The organism is Ruegeria sp. BI7, assembly GCF_056537925.1.
On record NZ_JBQFSK010000005.1, the window covers coordinates 112,620 to 126,932 of the forward strand.

At 53.2% G+C, this 14,313-nt stretch carries 16 protein-coding genes; 13 read left to right on the forward strand and 3 right to left on the reverse strand.

The window, feature by feature from the left end; all coding sequences use genetic code 11:
- Window positions 1–42 precede the first annotated feature (42 nt).
- The 4 genes from ACR0JB_RS13380 (at window position 43) to ACR0JB_RS13395 (ending at window position 5,430) form a co-directional block, all read left to right on the forward strand.
- Entirely contained in the window at window positions 43–1,086 is a 1,044-nt protein-coding gene (locus ACR0JB_RS13380) for a PLP-dependent cysteine synthase family protein (RefSeq protein ID WP_253762222.1), read from the forward strand.
- Window positions 1,086–2,534 (forward strand): pyridoxal phosphate-dependent decarboxylase family protein, encoded by a 1,449-nt coding sequence (locus ACR0JB_RS13385; protein WP_171676754.1) that lies wholly within the window; start codon window positions 1,086–1,088, stop codon window positions 2,532–2,534. The genes ACR0JB_RS13380 and ACR0JB_RS13385 overlap by 1 nt, the downstream gene beginning before the upstream one ends.
- 449 nt (window positions 2,535–2,983) lie before the next feature.
- Entirely contained in the window at window positions 2,984–4,753 is a 1,770-nt protein-coding gene (locus tag ACR0JB_RS13390; RefSeq protein ID WP_171676752.1) for an adenylate/guanylate cyclase domain-containing protein, read from the forward strand.
- Window positions 4,754–5,115: 362 nt separating this feature from the next.
- Window positions 5,116–5,430: a hypothetical protein gene (locus tag ACR0JB_RS13395; RefSeq protein WP_421597051.1), complete on the forward strand. Its 315-nt coding sequence runs from the start codon at window positions 5,116–5,118 to the stop codon at window positions 5,428–5,430.
- 69 nt (window positions 5,431–5,499) lie between these two features.
- Here ACR0JB_RS13395 and ACR0JB_RS13400 read toward each other — a convergent pair whose 3' ends face one another.
- The 3 genes from ACR0JB_RS13400 to ACR0JB_RS13410 are packed head-to-tail and all read right to left on the reverse strand — an operon-like array spanning window position 5,500 to window position 6,899.
- On the reverse strand, window positions 5,500–5,928 hold the full coding sequence (locus ACR0JB_RS13400; protein WP_421597050.1) for an outer membrane protein assembly factor BamD: 429 nt from the start codon (window positions 5,926–5,928) through the stop codon (window positions 5,500–5,502).
- A gap of 43 nt (window positions 5,929–5,971) precedes the next feature.
- Entirely contained in the window at window positions 5,972–6,274 is a 303-nt protein-coding gene (locus ACR0JB_RS13405; RefSeq protein WP_421597049.1) for a chorismate mutase, read from the reverse strand.
- A gap of 28 nt (window positions 6,275–6,302) precedes the next feature.
- On the reverse strand, window positions 6,303–6,899 hold the full coding sequence (locus tag ACR0JB_RS13410; protein ID WP_421597048.1) for a TetR/AcrR family transcriptional regulator: 597 nt from the start codon (window positions 6,897–6,899) through the stop codon (window positions 6,303–6,305).
- Window positions 6,900–6,984: 85 nt separating this feature from the next.
- Here ACR0JB_RS13410 and ACR0JB_RS13415 point away from each other — a divergent pair, with 85 nt between their 5' ends.
- From ACR0JB_RS13415 to ACR0JB_RS13455, 9 genes are all read left to right on the forward strand, one after another.
- Window positions 6,985–7,374 carry a hypothetical protein gene (locus ACR0JB_RS13415; protein ID WP_421597047.1) on the forward strand — a complete coding sequence of 130 codons (390 nt, stop codon included), beginning with the start codon at window positions 6,985–6,987 and terminating at the stop codon, window positions 7,372–7,374.
- Window positions 7,374–7,877: an anthrone oxygenase family protein gene (locus ACR0JB_RS13420; protein WP_421597046.1), complete on the forward strand. Its 504-nt coding sequence runs from the start codon at window positions 7,374–7,376 to the stop codon at window positions 7,875–7,877. Before ACR0JB_RS13415 ends, ACR0JB_RS13420 begins: the two co-directional genes overlap by 1 nt.
- Entirely contained in the window at window positions 7,823–8,518 is a 696-nt protein-coding gene (locus ACR0JB_RS13425; RefSeq protein ID WP_480789987.1) for a LysE family translocator, read from the forward strand. The genes ACR0JB_RS13420 and ACR0JB_RS13425 overlap by 55 nt, the downstream gene beginning before the upstream one ends.
- A 413-nt stretch (window positions 8,519–8,931) precedes the next feature.
- Window positions 8,932–9,351, forward strand: a complete 420-nt coding sequence (locus ACR0JB_RS13430) for a DUF3010 family protein (RefSeq protein ID WP_170507271.1) — start codon at window positions 8,932–8,934, stop codon at window positions 9,349–9,351.
- A gap of 405 nt (window positions 9,352–9,756) precedes the next feature.
- Complete coding sequence (locus ACR0JB_RS13435; RefSeq protein WP_480789988.1) at window positions 9,757–10,131, forward strand: hypothetical protein; 375 nt, start codon at window positions 9,757–9,759, stop codon at window positions 10,129–10,131.
- Window positions 10,132–10,663: 532 nt separating this feature from the next.
- A complete protein-coding gene (locus ACR0JB_RS13440) occupies window positions 10,664–11,074 on the forward strand; it encodes a hypothetical protein (protein WP_480789989.1) in 411 nt (136 codons plus the stop codon).
- Between the two features lie 126 nt (window positions 11,075–11,200).
- Window positions 11,201–11,899, forward strand: a complete 699-nt coding sequence (locus ACR0JB_RS13445) for a hypothetical protein (RefSeq protein WP_480789990.1) — start codon at window positions 11,201–11,203, stop codon at window positions 11,897–11,899.
- A gap of 211 nt (window positions 11,900–12,110) precedes the next feature.
- On the forward strand, window positions 12,111–13,058 hold the full coding sequence (locus ACR0JB_RS13450) for a hypothetical protein (RefSeq protein WP_480789991.1): 948 nt from the start codon (window positions 12,111–12,113) through the stop codon (window positions 13,056–13,058).
- Window positions 13,024–14,292: a hypothetical protein gene (locus tag ACR0JB_RS13455; RefSeq protein ID WP_480789992.1), complete on the forward strand. Its 1,269-nt coding sequence runs from the start codon at window positions 13,024–13,026 to the stop codon at window positions 14,290–14,292. Before ACR0JB_RS13450 ends, ACR0JB_RS13455 begins: the two co-directional genes overlap by 35 nt.
- Window positions 14,293–14,313: the final 21 nt, after the last annotated feature.

Sequence of the window (14,313 nt, forward strand, 5' to 3'; positions counted from 1 at the left end):
TCAAAACAAACAGCCAAAATGGCCGAAACGAGGGAAAACACGATGATCTACGACAACATCACTGAAACCATTGGCAGCACGCCGATCATCAAGTTGCAAAAACTCGCACCATCACATGTGGAGCTTTACGTGAAGGCAGAGTTCTTTAATCCGGCGGCATCAGTGAAGGATCGTCTGGCCGTAAGCATCATTGACGAGGCGGAGAAGAGTGGTGCCTTGAAGCCTGGGCAAACGGTGATCGAAGCCACGAGCGGAAATACCGGCATCGGCCTCGCCATGGTTTGCGCCGCCCGGGGCTATCCGTTGGTTATCACAATGGCGGACAGTTTTTCAGTTGAGCGGCGGCGACTGATGCGCATGCTTGGAGCCAAGGTGGTTTTAACACCGCGTGCGCTCAAGGCGGTCGGAATGTACAACAAAGCCGTGGAACTGGCCGAGGCTAATGGTTGGTTTCTAGCCAGCCAGTTTGAGACGCAGGCCAATGCGCTAATCCACGAACGCACCACAGGGCCGGAGATCGTCGCTGACTTCAAGGGGCGCAAGCTGACCCATTTTGTGACCGGGTTCGGCACTGGAGGCACGCTGACCGGCGTGGCGAGGGTGCTCAGACGTGACCGCCCCGAAACCAAAATCGTGCTAACCGAGCCTGCCAATGCGGGGCTGGTCGCCAGTGGCATTGCTCAGGAACGCAACCCAAATGGCAGCCCGGCTTCAGGCCACAGCGCTTGGGAGCCGCACCCGTTCCAGGGGTGGTCGCCTGATTTCATCCCGGCGGTTCTTCAAGAATCTCTGGACAACAAGTACTTTGATGAACTGATGCCCGTTGCGGGTCCAGACGCGATCAAAACAGCGCAAGATCTGGCGCGTCAGGAAGGGATACTGACCGGCGTGTCTGGTGGCGGAACCGTTCTGGCTGCGCTGCAAGTCGCACAGGACGCGCCCGAAGGCTCTGTCCTACTGGCCATGATGCCAGACACAGCAGAGCGCTATATGACCACACCACTTTTCGAAAACATCGAGCCGGAGATGACCGAAGAAGAAATCGCGATCTCGCACTCGACACCCACAGCGCAGATGGGTGCGTAGTGTCAGGCGAAGAGACCCTTGATCCTGCTGACTGGGCGGCGCACCGCGCGGCGGCACATCGCGCGGTTGACGATGCGGTGGCCTATCTGAGCGAGGTGCGCGACGCGCCGGTCTGGCAACAGATGCCAGAGCAGGTGCAGTGTTTCTATGAATCTCCGTTACCCGAGAGTGGCACGCCGCTGGAAGAGGTGCTCGATCAGATCAAGGAGAATCTGATGCCTTATCCAATGGGCAACATCCATCCGCGGTTTTGGATGTGGTACATGGGATCGAGTAACTTCACCGGCGCTCTGGGTGATTTCCTGGCCGCTATTCTTGGCTCGAATCTGGGGGGGGGTAATCACGCCGCAGCCCAGATGGACCGGCAAGTGGTAGACTGGCTCAAGGAAATCGCAGGCTTCCCGAGCACCGCCAGCGGTACGCTGACCAGTGGCGGTTCAGTGGCCAACCTCATTGCGCTCACCGTTGCCCGCAATGAAGCCCTTGGGCAAGAAAGCATCCGGGAAGGAGGGTTGAGCGGCGCTCGTCTGGCCTTTTACGGCTCCGACCAGGTGCATGGCTGCCATCTGACGGCCATGGAACTTCTTGGTCTCGGACGCAGGGCGCTGCGGCGCATCCCGTCAACGCCTGACTATCGGTTGGATGTAGATCAGCTTCAGACGAAGATCGCAACTGATCGTTCCGAGGGCGTCCAGCCCGTGGCAATCATCGCCAATGCCGGAACGATAAATACCGGAGCCATAGATGATCTTCCTGCCTTGGCAGATCTAGCCGCACAAGAAAACCTGTGGTTCCACATTGACGGTTGCATCGGTGCCCTCGCTGCGATGGCGCCGAAACACGGACACCTACTGGCTGGAATGGAACGCGCGGATTCCGTTGCGCTTGATCCGCATAAATGGCTGCATGCTCCGTTTGAGGTCGGCTGCTGTTTAGTTAAAGAACGTGAACAACATCTGGACACGTTTGCCTTGTCTCAGGCCTATCTGGAAAGCGAAACCCGCGGCGTTGCGGCCGCCGATTGGCTGCACGACTTCGGCATCCAGACCTCGCGCGGCTTCCGGGCGCTGAAAGTCTGGATGAGCCTGAAGGAGCACGGTGCCGCGAAGTTTGCCCGCCTGATCGACCAGAACATCGACCAGGCGCATTATCTGGCAGATCTGATCCGCGCACGCACCGACATGGAACTTTTGGCTGAGCCGGTTCTGGACATCGTGTGCTTTCGTCTTTGTCCAAAGGGGCTTTCCGATACAGACTGCGAGTTTCTCAACCGGGAGGTTATGCTGAGATTGCAGGAAACCGGCATTGCGGCGCTCTCGGATACCCGCGTCTCTGGCACTTATGCCTTGCGATGCGCTATCGCCAATCACCGCAGCACGCAGAGCGACTTCGACATTTTGATCAAGGAGATGGTGTCCATAGCGCAAGAAAGTCTTAAGGATGGGTGAACCTCCGCCCTATTCCTTTGGGTCAGCGAGCCCACCTGAGATTCAGACATGCGAGCTTCAGAGCTGGGCTAGCCTATGACCTGCCACAAAAGTAGGCGACGCATGGTTTCGGACCTGTAGCGGCTTCCCCATCGTCCTAAGAATTTTGGTCTGCCGCCACCAAACTGTCGCTCGATCTGGTCGAGTAGATCGACCTGTTCTACAATCGAAGTCGTCGACATGGGTATCTTGGCAACGTAAGCCCGGCTGACTTCGCAGACCGGTCAGCTGGACCTTTTGAAACCGTCCACTGAAACGGGGCCAGCTTATATGGCCACAGTGCCATACCACCTCTGTTATTGTTCATGTTCCGCTGGGAAGCCAAGAACAATCAAGCAGAAGCGGTAGATACACTACCTCGAATATGCGTCGGTCTTGCGAGCTCACGCAGTCGCCGCTAGGAAAGCAGTATGAGTTCAACGAACGTTCAGCGCCGCTTAGCAGCCATCATGTCCACGGATGTATCCGGGTTCTCACGCATGATGAACGCCGACGAGACAGGGACCCTTGCCGCCGTCAACCAAATCCGCAAGAAAATCTTCGGCCCAACCGTAGCCGCTCACAAGGGACGCTTGGTTAAGCTGATGGGTGACGGTGCATTGGTAGAATTCGGCAGTGTGGTAGACGCCGTGGCTTGCGCCGTCGAGATACAGACCGCAATGTCTACCCGGAAGGAGGACCCGCAAGGCAAACCGCTCCTGCGACTTCGGATCGGCGTCAACCTTGGCGACATTATCATCGAGGGAAAAGATATCTTTGGCGATGGTGTGAACCTCGCTGCTCGCCTTCAGGAAATTGCTTCTCCAGGTGGGATAAGCCTTAGTGCAAGCACTCATGAACACGTTGCCAAGAGGATCGAAGCAAGTTTTGCCGATGATGGCGAACATCAATTAAAGAACATCCCCACGCCGGTGCGTGTGTTCCGTTGGTCTCCGGAGCTTGACAACAACACCCATAAAAGTTCTAGCAGCGTTCAGCTCCAGCGGCCGGAAAAGCCCTCAATCGCCGTCTTACCTTTCGACAATATGTCTGGTGACGCGGACCAAGACTACTTTGCGGATGGTGTCGTCGAGGCAATCACAGCCACCCTCTCGCGCATCCGGTCCTTCTTCGTGATCGCGCGGAATTCGTCCTTTGCCTACAAGGGTCGACACATGAATGTCCGGGATATCGGGCGCGAGTTGGGCGTGAAGTACGTACTTGAAGGATCGGTCCAACGTGCGGGGCAACGCGTTAGAATCACTGTGCAGCTGATCGAAACCGATGGAGGGGCACACCTGTGGGCAGACAAGTATGACGGGTCTCTCGACGACATCTTCGATCTCCAAGACAAGATAACGGAGAAAGTCGCTGGCGCCCTGCAGCCCTCAATTCAATTTGCGGAGATTGAACGTACACGGCGGAAGCCGCCTCATGATCTTGGCGCGTATGACTACACGATGCGCGCCATGCCCGATGCCTGGATGTTAGAGGAGCAATCAGCGGCAAGAGCGTTGGAGCTTCTAGACAAGGCTCTTGAGATCGATCCCGATTATCCAATGGCACTTGCTCTCGCCGCTTGGTGCTGGGCGCAACGCTCTGTGTACAATTGGGTCGCTGATATCAGCAAAGCGAAGGCCGAGGCGCTATCCCGCGCGGAACGGGCCGCCCAAATGTCTTCCGACGATCCATTGATACTGTCGGTACTAGGTACGGTTCACACATTTGCACGCAACTATGGTGCTGCGCGTGTCCTTCTCGAACGCGCGATCCAGCTCGATCCCAATTCCGCATGGGCATTGAGCCGTTTGGGCTGGCTCGAAACCTATGCAGACCGGCCAGAAATGGCCATGAAACACTTCGAACGGGCGATGCGCCTAAGCCCGTTAGACCCGATGAATTTCAACAATCTTGTAGGCATGGGCAGCGCTCATCAGGTTGCCGGTGACGACAATCAGGCGGCAGACCTATTTATTCGCGCTCTGCAAGAACGCCCGAATGCACATTGGGTTCACCGAAACCTCTGTGCCGCGCTGTTGGGAGCAGGACGCGAAGAAGAAGCGCGCACGTCTGCAGAGAAGTTATTGCGCGCCCATCCAGACATGACAGTGAAACGCTTCAAAGAAGCAATGGTCTTTTCTCCAGACGTACTTGAGCGGGTTGGCAAACAGATGGCGGTACTAGGGATTCCAGAATTCTGATACATGCAGATGCGTTTGATTGCATATTTCCGCCTTCCTCTCTTTCAATTTGCGCAGGAAAAAGGTCTGTGTACTACCGCAAGGTTCTCTGAGTAGGCACTCTCAGAGAAACTGGGATTGAGGCGGGAAGGGGCTGGTTTCCATACTACGGAAAACAGCTTTGTCGCGCACTCCCGACTTGGGCACGCGCCCGGCGCGCGATCAAATCGGTGGTAGAGCTCGCGCGATGTCTGACGCACCGTTAGCGATCAAGAACGACCGGTTTTGACACACTCACTCGAAGCAGTCTTTGGCGCAGCCGCAGCGAAAGCTCACTCCGTCCGCAGTTCGGAGATCTGAGCCCGGTTTTGCGGGAGGTGGCTATGCTCTCCTTGGCTGCAGAGGACATTTCCACCGTGCGCAAAGTTGTAGGCTGGCTGGAAGAGGCCGGTGATCCTGCGATGGGCTACTACGTTCATCGAGAAATGGCAGATCGAGGTGACTCTCATCAGGGCGACGAATTTTTGATTTCGGCGGCCCATCGCGGACATTTTCCCGCGCAACGCGTACTGTTGGATCGGAGGGCCAGAGAACGCGGGCTCTTTTCACCTTTTTTCTTTCTGGCGAGTAGGGTTGCTCACACCTGGCGGGTCTATCAGGTTGCCAGGCGAAACCCAAAGGACCTGCGTCTCAAATAGCGGCCATTGGGGTAGATGCAGCGGCCGCAAACCTTAGATCAAAACGCCATTTGGCCAAGAAATTGAAGGTCAGATTTTTCCGGTCACGTCGGCTTCTGCCCAGTTGTCAAAAGAAAACTCGGCTCTGGTGAGGAATGGCGCCAAGGCTGCAAGTTCTCTCAATTCCGCAAGAGATGAATATAATGGTGTTGACGGATCAATTCTCGCTTGAGCACGGCTTATGAAGAATTTCGCGTACTCTTCCACATAGACACGGTCCTTTGGCGGCATGTCCGCGAGATGGTTCGTCAGGAAATTGTCATAGTGATGAACCGCATCGGCAAACCTGTCCTGCCGATGCCGCGCCATTGCGCGAAACAGTTCTGCCTTGGCCGTGAAATACGGTTGTGCCTGGAAGCCATCGAGGCGGTCAAGAACGCCTTGGTAGTCACCTGCTTGCATTGACTTCGCTGCCTTATGAAAAATCCCAGCAGCTCTGATATCGCGGATGAGTTTCATAGGTCCGCCCCATCAATTGCGCCGCTGGCGTCTCCGAAAGGCATTATTCCCCAAGCTCCCTGATTTCCCGCTGAATCGACCATTCGATCAGCTCAGCCCAAAGCTTGTGCGCGAGGTCCGGGTCCAGCCCCTGTTCCGACGCGGTTGTGCTGACCTTGTCCAGCACCGCAGCAACCCGATCCGTTGTGCGTGCAGGCAATCCTTCAATCTTCTTTAGGTCCACTGCCCGGTCGATATAGTGGCTGCGCTTGACCAGCAGGCCTATCAGGTCCGTATCGATCGCGTCGATTTGGGCGCGGAGATCGGCCATGGTCTGGCAGGCATTGGGCGCGAGAAGGGTCGTCATGTTTTGATTTCCTTTGGTAGCTTTGAGTCTAGCCGAGAAGGTCGCGGAGGAGCCTGACAGCCCGCGCGGACCGCTCTTGGCAAAAGGTCTCCGATGGCTGAGGAAGGCGGCCTATGACGCGCCTGATCTGCTGATCGCCAATCAGCAGGTCCAGATAGAGCGCCACAGCCTCTCCGGTATGTTTGAAGTTGAGCACGCCCTCGTCCCGGGCGCGCAGCAACACCCGTTCGAGCAGTGGGAACACTGCCTCTCGCCCCGCCTTTGAAAGCGTCGCGCCGAGTTCGCCGCTGCTATCGGCTGCTGCGGCTCGATTGAGGGCAACAGCGCGATCACCTGTCAGCAAATCCAAAAGCTTCGGACCCAACGTTCCCAGAATTGAAAGCGCGTCATGGTCGGTTTGCAGTTCGGATTCCAGATGCGCTTTAACTTCTTCAGCGTTCCGTGTGACAAGGGCGCGGAACAACCCCTGTTTGTCTCCGTACCAGTTGTACAACGTCTCATTCGAGGCGCGTGCATGCTTGGCAATTCCCTGCATGGACGTACCTCCGTACCCTTTGGCCTCCAACACTTCGTATGCCGCCGTCTCGATCTGTTGCTGCCGCAGGGATCGTTTCTCTTCACGCAAAATTATTCTCCAGCCTGTTGACAGTAACCGTAACTGTAATTACGGATACATGCAACCGTAATCATAGTTACGCTTTGGAGAAGCAATGGAACAATCTAATCGTCATGTCATCGCCGCCCTGGCGACACTCATTCTTCTGCAGGGGATCATGCTTTCCGCCCTGTATGCCGGGATCAGACCTCACCCGCCCATCGCCACGCCCTTGTTCGGCATTGCTCCATTTCTAGGAGCTGCGATGTCTGTCGCTTTGGGGGCTATCATCGTGCAACCGCTGGACAGTCGGGCGGGACGCATTTTAAGCGCTCTCGCTGCAATCATGGCTTTGGTGTCCTTCGGGCCTCAAAAATATTTCGATGCGCAATTTAGTCTGATCTATCCGGCGGTTCTGCTTGGTCAATTCGCTGCGGTGGTCATCTTTGCCTCGGTCGTGTCAGCAGCGCGCCAACACCGGGAACTTGAGGCGGAGCAAGTCTAATGGCTCGGTTGCTTCTGCCAATGTCGATGCTTTCACTCCTAAGCATCGGGGCCATCTTTGGCTTTTTCTACGCTTGGGTATGTTCGACGATGTGGGGTTTGGACGCGACGGACCCGCGAACGGCAATCGCCGCGATGCAAGCGATGAACACCTCCGTCCGAAACGCGGTGTTTTTCCCGGCCTTCTTTCTGACTCCAATCATTTTGGCGGCAACGGCATTCATCGCGGCCCGGCAGAGCAGGAACAAATCAGCCGTGCACTTTGGACTCGCCGCCATTCTTTACATCGTCGGTGCCTTGCTCGTCACAGCAACGGTGAATGTCCCCATGAATGAAGCCCTGGCGGAGGTTGCCGTACCAACTGACATCGGATCAGCCCGTGAAATTTGGCAAGACTACTCAGCCTCCTGGCAGGTTTGGAACTTGCTTAGGACCATTTTGAGCGGGGTTTGCCTGATCCTGACCGGCCTAGCCATCTACTTTCTGAATTCGGAGTCCGCATGATGGAATTGTCTCTTTTGACATTCGCCCTTTTGGCGCTGGTTGTTGTTATGACGCCCGGCCCAACCGTTCTCCTCGCCCTGTCCAATGGATCACGATTCGGCATCGCTACGGCAGGGTACGGCATCGCAGGGGCCGCATTCTCTGATGCTGTTCTGATCACGGCTGCCGGTCTGGGGCTCGGAGCACTTCTGGCCGCATCAGTTTTTTGGTTCAGCGTCGTCAAATGGATCGGTGTCGGCTACCTCGTCTGGTTGGGCGTACAGATGATGCGATCTTCCGGCCAGTTGGAACCGGTCGCGAACCCATCCGAAGACAACAGATCGGGAACGCTTCACAACAGCGTTGCAGTCTTTAGGAAGAGCTTTCTCGTCGCTGTCACAAACCCCAAAGGCTACCTGTTCTTCACAGCTTTCCTTCCGCAGTTCCTCACACCGACTGAAGCGATGTTTCAGCAGTATGTAACGTTGGCTCTGATCTTTATCGCCGTCGATGTGATCGTCATGGCCGCCTATGCGGGCCTGGGCGCAAAAGCAGTTCAGTTTCTCAGCAATCGTGGGGCGCTCTGGATCGACAGAATTTGTGGTGGTCTTCTTGTCGCCTTGGGTCTCGCGTTGACCTTCTTGAAGCGCGCCGATGTGTAGTTCTCAACCGCACCAAACCAGAAGGCTGATAGCCGAGAAGACGATCGTTTTTGTCCAGCCCTGATCAACGAAGCGGACCTTGAGAGAAAGAAGTTCAAAGTTCGCTACGTCCCGCGGAGCAGAAGTTCGACGTGAGCCAAGTGAATGTCCGCATTGCAGAATCAAATAAGATCAAAACTCACAATTCAGAAATTCCTTTCGGTGCCTAAGGAAAGCCTCACAGAGAGATTTGGCTGGACTTTTTGGGCTCTTAGGCGCGGCATGACTGCCTTCAACCGTCTTGCCTTATGCCAGCATTGCGGATCTGAATGACTAAGCTTGTTGACTGCGATAAGGCGCGGACACCGGTATAGTTGGCATATATTCTGGTCCGAAAGATGTTAGTGAGGAACTGTCACACAAAGGAATGACATATGAGAGTATGCGGTTGCGAGTTATCGGCACAGGAGGTTCGGCTTGCCGTCGTCGACCTGGATGACGAGGGCAAGGTGGAGATGCTCCGACCTAAGACCACAAGGATTGAACTCGAGGATGATACATCCGAGGCAGATTTGCGTTCATTCATGGCCGCGCTTGATGAGTTTGCTCGCGAAAACGAGGTTGGAACATTTGCGATCAAAACGCGCGCAAAGAAAGGCCGTATGGCAGGCGGTGCGGTCTCTTTCAAAATCGAGACTCTGATCCAGCTTACAGAAGGATGTCACACTAGGTTCGTCAATCCGGTGGCTTTGTCCAATTTCGCCAAGAAGGAAGTGAAAGAATATCCCGAGAAGCTGCCTGTCTATTTAAAGAACGCCTTTCTTTCTGGTGCTTATACATTGGCCAAGGGCTGATGTCAGATCTGGGCTAGGCGTTCGGGGGTATTGCGGATTGTAATGCTGGCAATCGAAATCTGGAGATTATCACCCATGTGTCACCCAGACTTGATGAGAAACCTTACGCGATATCGCTTAGTGGATTGATTGGGAATGGATTTTATCGGCGACGCGTAACACGACAGATGTATATGAGATTTTCGTGTCGGCGTAATCACGACGCTTCAGGCATCGCAATTGGTACGTGAAGCACTTTCACAACAACCTGTTCGCCCAGCGCGACACGTTTGAGGGTGTATCTATCCGGCAAATTTTCCGGATGTACTCCGACCAATCGAATTCACACTGAAAAACGGCGGCAGCGACGGACAGAAACTTGCCTGCGCTGCGCTCAAACTTTCCCTTAAGCCGAAAGGAAAAACAATGAACAGACACCAAGAAAACCTGCTGGATGCGGGTGATGATTTAGAAACAGGATGGGCCTTATTGAAGGATACATTGTACAAGCAGTCACCGGCAGGTATCGACATCGAACGCCGGTTGCAGCGCTTGCGAGATGCACGAGATGATCGCCAACTTAAGCGTATGGCAGAAATGGATGCTGTACGGCTTTCGGCTGCACCTGACGAACAGCAAGAACAGCGCATTCGTGAAATTCGCCGAGACGCAGCGGAGGACAAGGACCTCTTCCGCGAACTAAGTGAGCCTCTAGAACGTGAAAAAGAACGCCTTTGTGCAAGTTTGAAAGCGAACTACTTCAACAGCCGCAGCAAGGGTTCAGAAAATGGTCCTGACTGAGTTTCTCTTCGCTGCGGCCTATTGTGCAATCGGTAGTATCCTCTGGCGAATGATCGTATTGCCCCGGCCATCTGTTCCGCACATCACTCGACTGGATGCGGTCACTCAAGTCGAATTGGAGGTGATGCGCTGGGAAGAACGAGAAACGACTGGGGAAATGCTGCTGGTAAAGGGCACATTCATTTTGTTTTGGCCGGTCGCGTTGGCTCTCGGAGCCGCTAATGCTCTCTGGGCAAGCTACGGTGCAACTGGTTGCAACTAACCTTGAACATCGCGCTGGGCGTTGCAACTGGTTGCAGCGCCCACGTTTTAACCAATCTTAACTTCCCGGAAATCGTTTCAGCTAAAAACCTATCAAAATATGAGTTCTCGCTTATCCCTGTAAGGGTTGTCCGCGTCTATGTCGGCGCATCGATCAGTCAGAAAATAGGGCCTTTCAAAAGCTCGTCGCACTTCAATTTCTAGTTGAAAGTCAAATTTGAGCCGTATTCTTTTTGTAGTGAAAACCGATCGTTAGGTAGGATTACAGTCTATGGGATTTACAGTTTTAGCCGGTGAAGGCCTGCATATTGGAAAGCATGAAGATCACGTTGTTATGATGGGGGCACTGACGCTTCGGAAAGAAAAGGGGAGCAGTACGTTCTTTAACAAACGGCACACCTATCAGATCAAAAATGATGTAGTTAAAGTCGAAACAGTAGATGAAGAGGCTTATCGCTCCGGCCTTGCAACAGCGGGGTGGGGCCTTGTCGGCTTGGCTCTCGCCGGTCCATTGGGAGTAGCCTTTGGGTCCTATTTTGGCGGCAAAACGGACAATGTGATTGCCGCTGTCGAGCTGAGTGATGGCCGCAAGTTCCTAGCGCAACTCACGCGAAAGCAGTATCGCAAGTTGACCGAGCATCTTGCCGCCACTCAAAGATTGGAGAGTTTCGAGAAGTTTTGAGCTGGTATTTTACCAACTCGCGTTTGTGCAAGCTTTTTAGCAGGCAGGTATCACGGGTTAGCATTTGCTAGAAATTTGGCGCGCGTACTCGTTCAGTTTAGTCAGAAGAAAATATGAGAAGGATGGATGGCAGTTAACAAGCAGGGCCTTTCCAAAAATGTGCCAAGTCGAATTATTAGAGAACTTATAAGGCAAGCTGATACCCATCCGCCGCTTAAACTCACGCCACTTCGGACGTTACGGGAAGCTAAGCGGCAAGCAAAGCAGACGATCAAGCATCCGCTCGTAGCATGGGTCAACGCGAAAAGTGCCAGAAAAGTTCAAGTTTTTTCTCTCTTGAGGCTCAAACCAGAGCCCAACAGTAGAGTTTTCACCATAAGTGGCGAAGAATACAAAGACTCCGGCATCTATATAAAGAAAGAGGGCTATTCGACTGACAAAAGAGGTGAAGTTCACGAGGAGCCGTGTACTACTTTTTTCTTGTCTTCTCATGGGATAGCGCGCTGGTATGAACGCCGGAGCGAAGTATTGGCTGACGACAGTAACGCAACGCTTACCAAAAAGCTGAACAAGGATATCAACTCACTCGTACAGGCTTGTGTCGATCTAAGCGGCAGCGATGGCGAAGTCCATTTGATCAAAACAGAGGCGGGTCAATGGATACTCGGCTCTATGCATGTGGACTACGGGACTAATGTCGTGAAGGGATACAGGATCGCAACTTATATGCCTCATGACATGGATATTGCTACCGTGCATCAGAGTGAGGCGTTCACCGAGGAGCAACTTGCAGAACTCAAGCGAATTGCGAGGTCAGGGAAGTAAATGTTGGTCAGGACAACGCATCTGTTTCCGATACTCCGATTTGGTTGCGATGTTGTTAGGGACTTTTCAAGCCGTGTTAAAAATTTTGTTCGGCGATGCTGAAGCTTGCGACGCAACAGTCGGCGGTGTCTTAAGGTGTAGAAACGGTGTATTTAAGGCAACTTGACCGATTGAAGATTTCAGCCAGTGCGGTAACTGTCAGCGTACAACCTTGAAATACATCACAGGTATCTGCCCCTTTAAAACTTGTTGTCGGAAAATTGACAAATCACTGAGGTATTATCGTTTGAAAAATATAGATGGCAGCTTGGGTGAAAACACAGACAATACTCATCGAAGCCTGCAGCAGTTGGTCAGTGTGAACGCATGGTTTGTACAGGACAAGGAAGCTCCTAACAGATTTACACTACATGCGGATGTATCATTCAGCGAGGAACGACTTGGCGGTGGTGCAGCTACTCAGGTTGTCTTTAAGCTCTCCGTAAAACGTTGCGATATTATTTTTGTTTTGCCGGCCTCCGCTCCATTTCGTGTGGACGCGGCTACCGTTCGATCTCCACGCCCGCTAAACCCAAAGTCGGTGACTTTTACGGAAAGCAAGCAGACAGGTGTGAAGACCAGAGGAAAGCTCAGTTTGAGGCCAAAGGGACCAGTGGCCGATGCCGAAATAGGCGGGGTGCACGAATGGCAACGAGAAAGCGTCACAAACTCGAAGCAGTCCGTTGGGTTTTACAATGAACTGTGGAAAATGGTTCGGGGTAACCATGCATGGTCGGTTGATGGGCGTGAGTTAGACAACCAGCGGCTCGCTGGGCCGGTCTTCGATGCGCACAATGCCCCAAGACTTACAATAGTCGATGGTCGTACCGACGAGGCACGGGAAAAGGATCATGCGAACAATTTGAACCCTGTCGCTGGCGTGCAGGTTCGTTGTTTGCGAGAGGACATCGATATCTACGACATTACTTACAAGGATTCTGAGAAACAAAAGCTGTTTGAAATGGGAGCTCACAAGAAAGCGAAACTCATGACTGCCCGTGAAGTGTTGAAGCAAGCACTTCTCAATGAAGGATTGGTGGCTGGTGATTTAGCTAGTGACCCTTACGCGGAGATGACGATCTGTGATGTCGCAATCACTATCACTGACAGCGGCTCTTGAGGCAGTTGAGCGCGTACTAGACGCTGAAACCGGTGATCTCAGAGAGCTTGCCAAAATCGCAGGTATCGAGCCCGAGATTTTGTTTCGGCGTGCCGACTTGACCGGTGTTGATCTTAGGGGGCAGGATATTCAGTTCTTGCTACCTTTGGAAGTGGACTACCTAGGGGCTAACCTTACCGACCAGCAGATGCGGGCCTTTAGAAGTGCAGAGCGACGCTCGATACGTAGTCGTGTAAGCCCGGCAGAACGGGACATGTGGATTGAGCGCGTTGAGGAGTTTATTGCGGCAGTTACCACTAACGAGGAACTATACTTACGATCAAGTGCTGTACCAAACGGTCTGGGGTTAAGACCAAGTGAGGTGCCAATCAGTTTGGGAGAGGGTGATCTAATTGAATTGCTGCTGCTGCCAATATTTGAATTCGACCGCCTTCAAATACCGTTGCCCGCCTCATTTACAAATAATGTCTTAGTCAAGTCTGTAGAATGGCAGCCAATCCTTAAACACGAGTTCTTTGTCGAATTGTTCGTATTACTGGGTGATCTTGAATGCCCGGTGAACGAAGGAACTGTGGACGTGTTGGAGCGATTGTGGGAGCCAACTTTTCACGAAAGCTTGGGGGATTTTCTGGCTTACTTCAATACAACGTTTCAACTCGATGACTATTGGCTGAGACAAACCAGTTTTAAAGCGACATACCAAGCTGCGATGCAGATTAAATTTGGTCGAAATGTTGATGTTCGGGCCGTTGAAAATGCAGTTTTGCGCTGGATGGGGTCTGAGGCCATTGATTGGCAAGACGTATTGAATTTTTTGTCGGACGTTCCATTCGAGTGCAACGCGGATCAAGCTGAGAGGCTCGCGTCGTACATAACACGCTTGGATTGGCACGCACGGCATACATTGGAAATCCTTGACGCTCATGTTCCGCCCAAAATGAAGACGGCGATCTTTCGACAAATCTTGGTACAAGGTAAGGGCGACCGTATTGTTGAAGTCGTCAAGTGGTTGGAAAATGATCGTGGTGCTGCTGGCGCACTAACGCTCGAAAACACATTGGGGCAACTAAAAGACTTTGATTTAGCTATACGGTTGGCGCTCGAAATCTCACCGAGGCTAGCAGACAATCAAATTGGTGTAGTCCACAGTGTCTTGAAGAGTTTAGTGATGGAAAAGCGCGACCGGGACCGCTTGGCCTCATTTGAGCGGCGATATGTCAGAAACTCATCTTGAGTTGGAGTTTCCCATTGAACA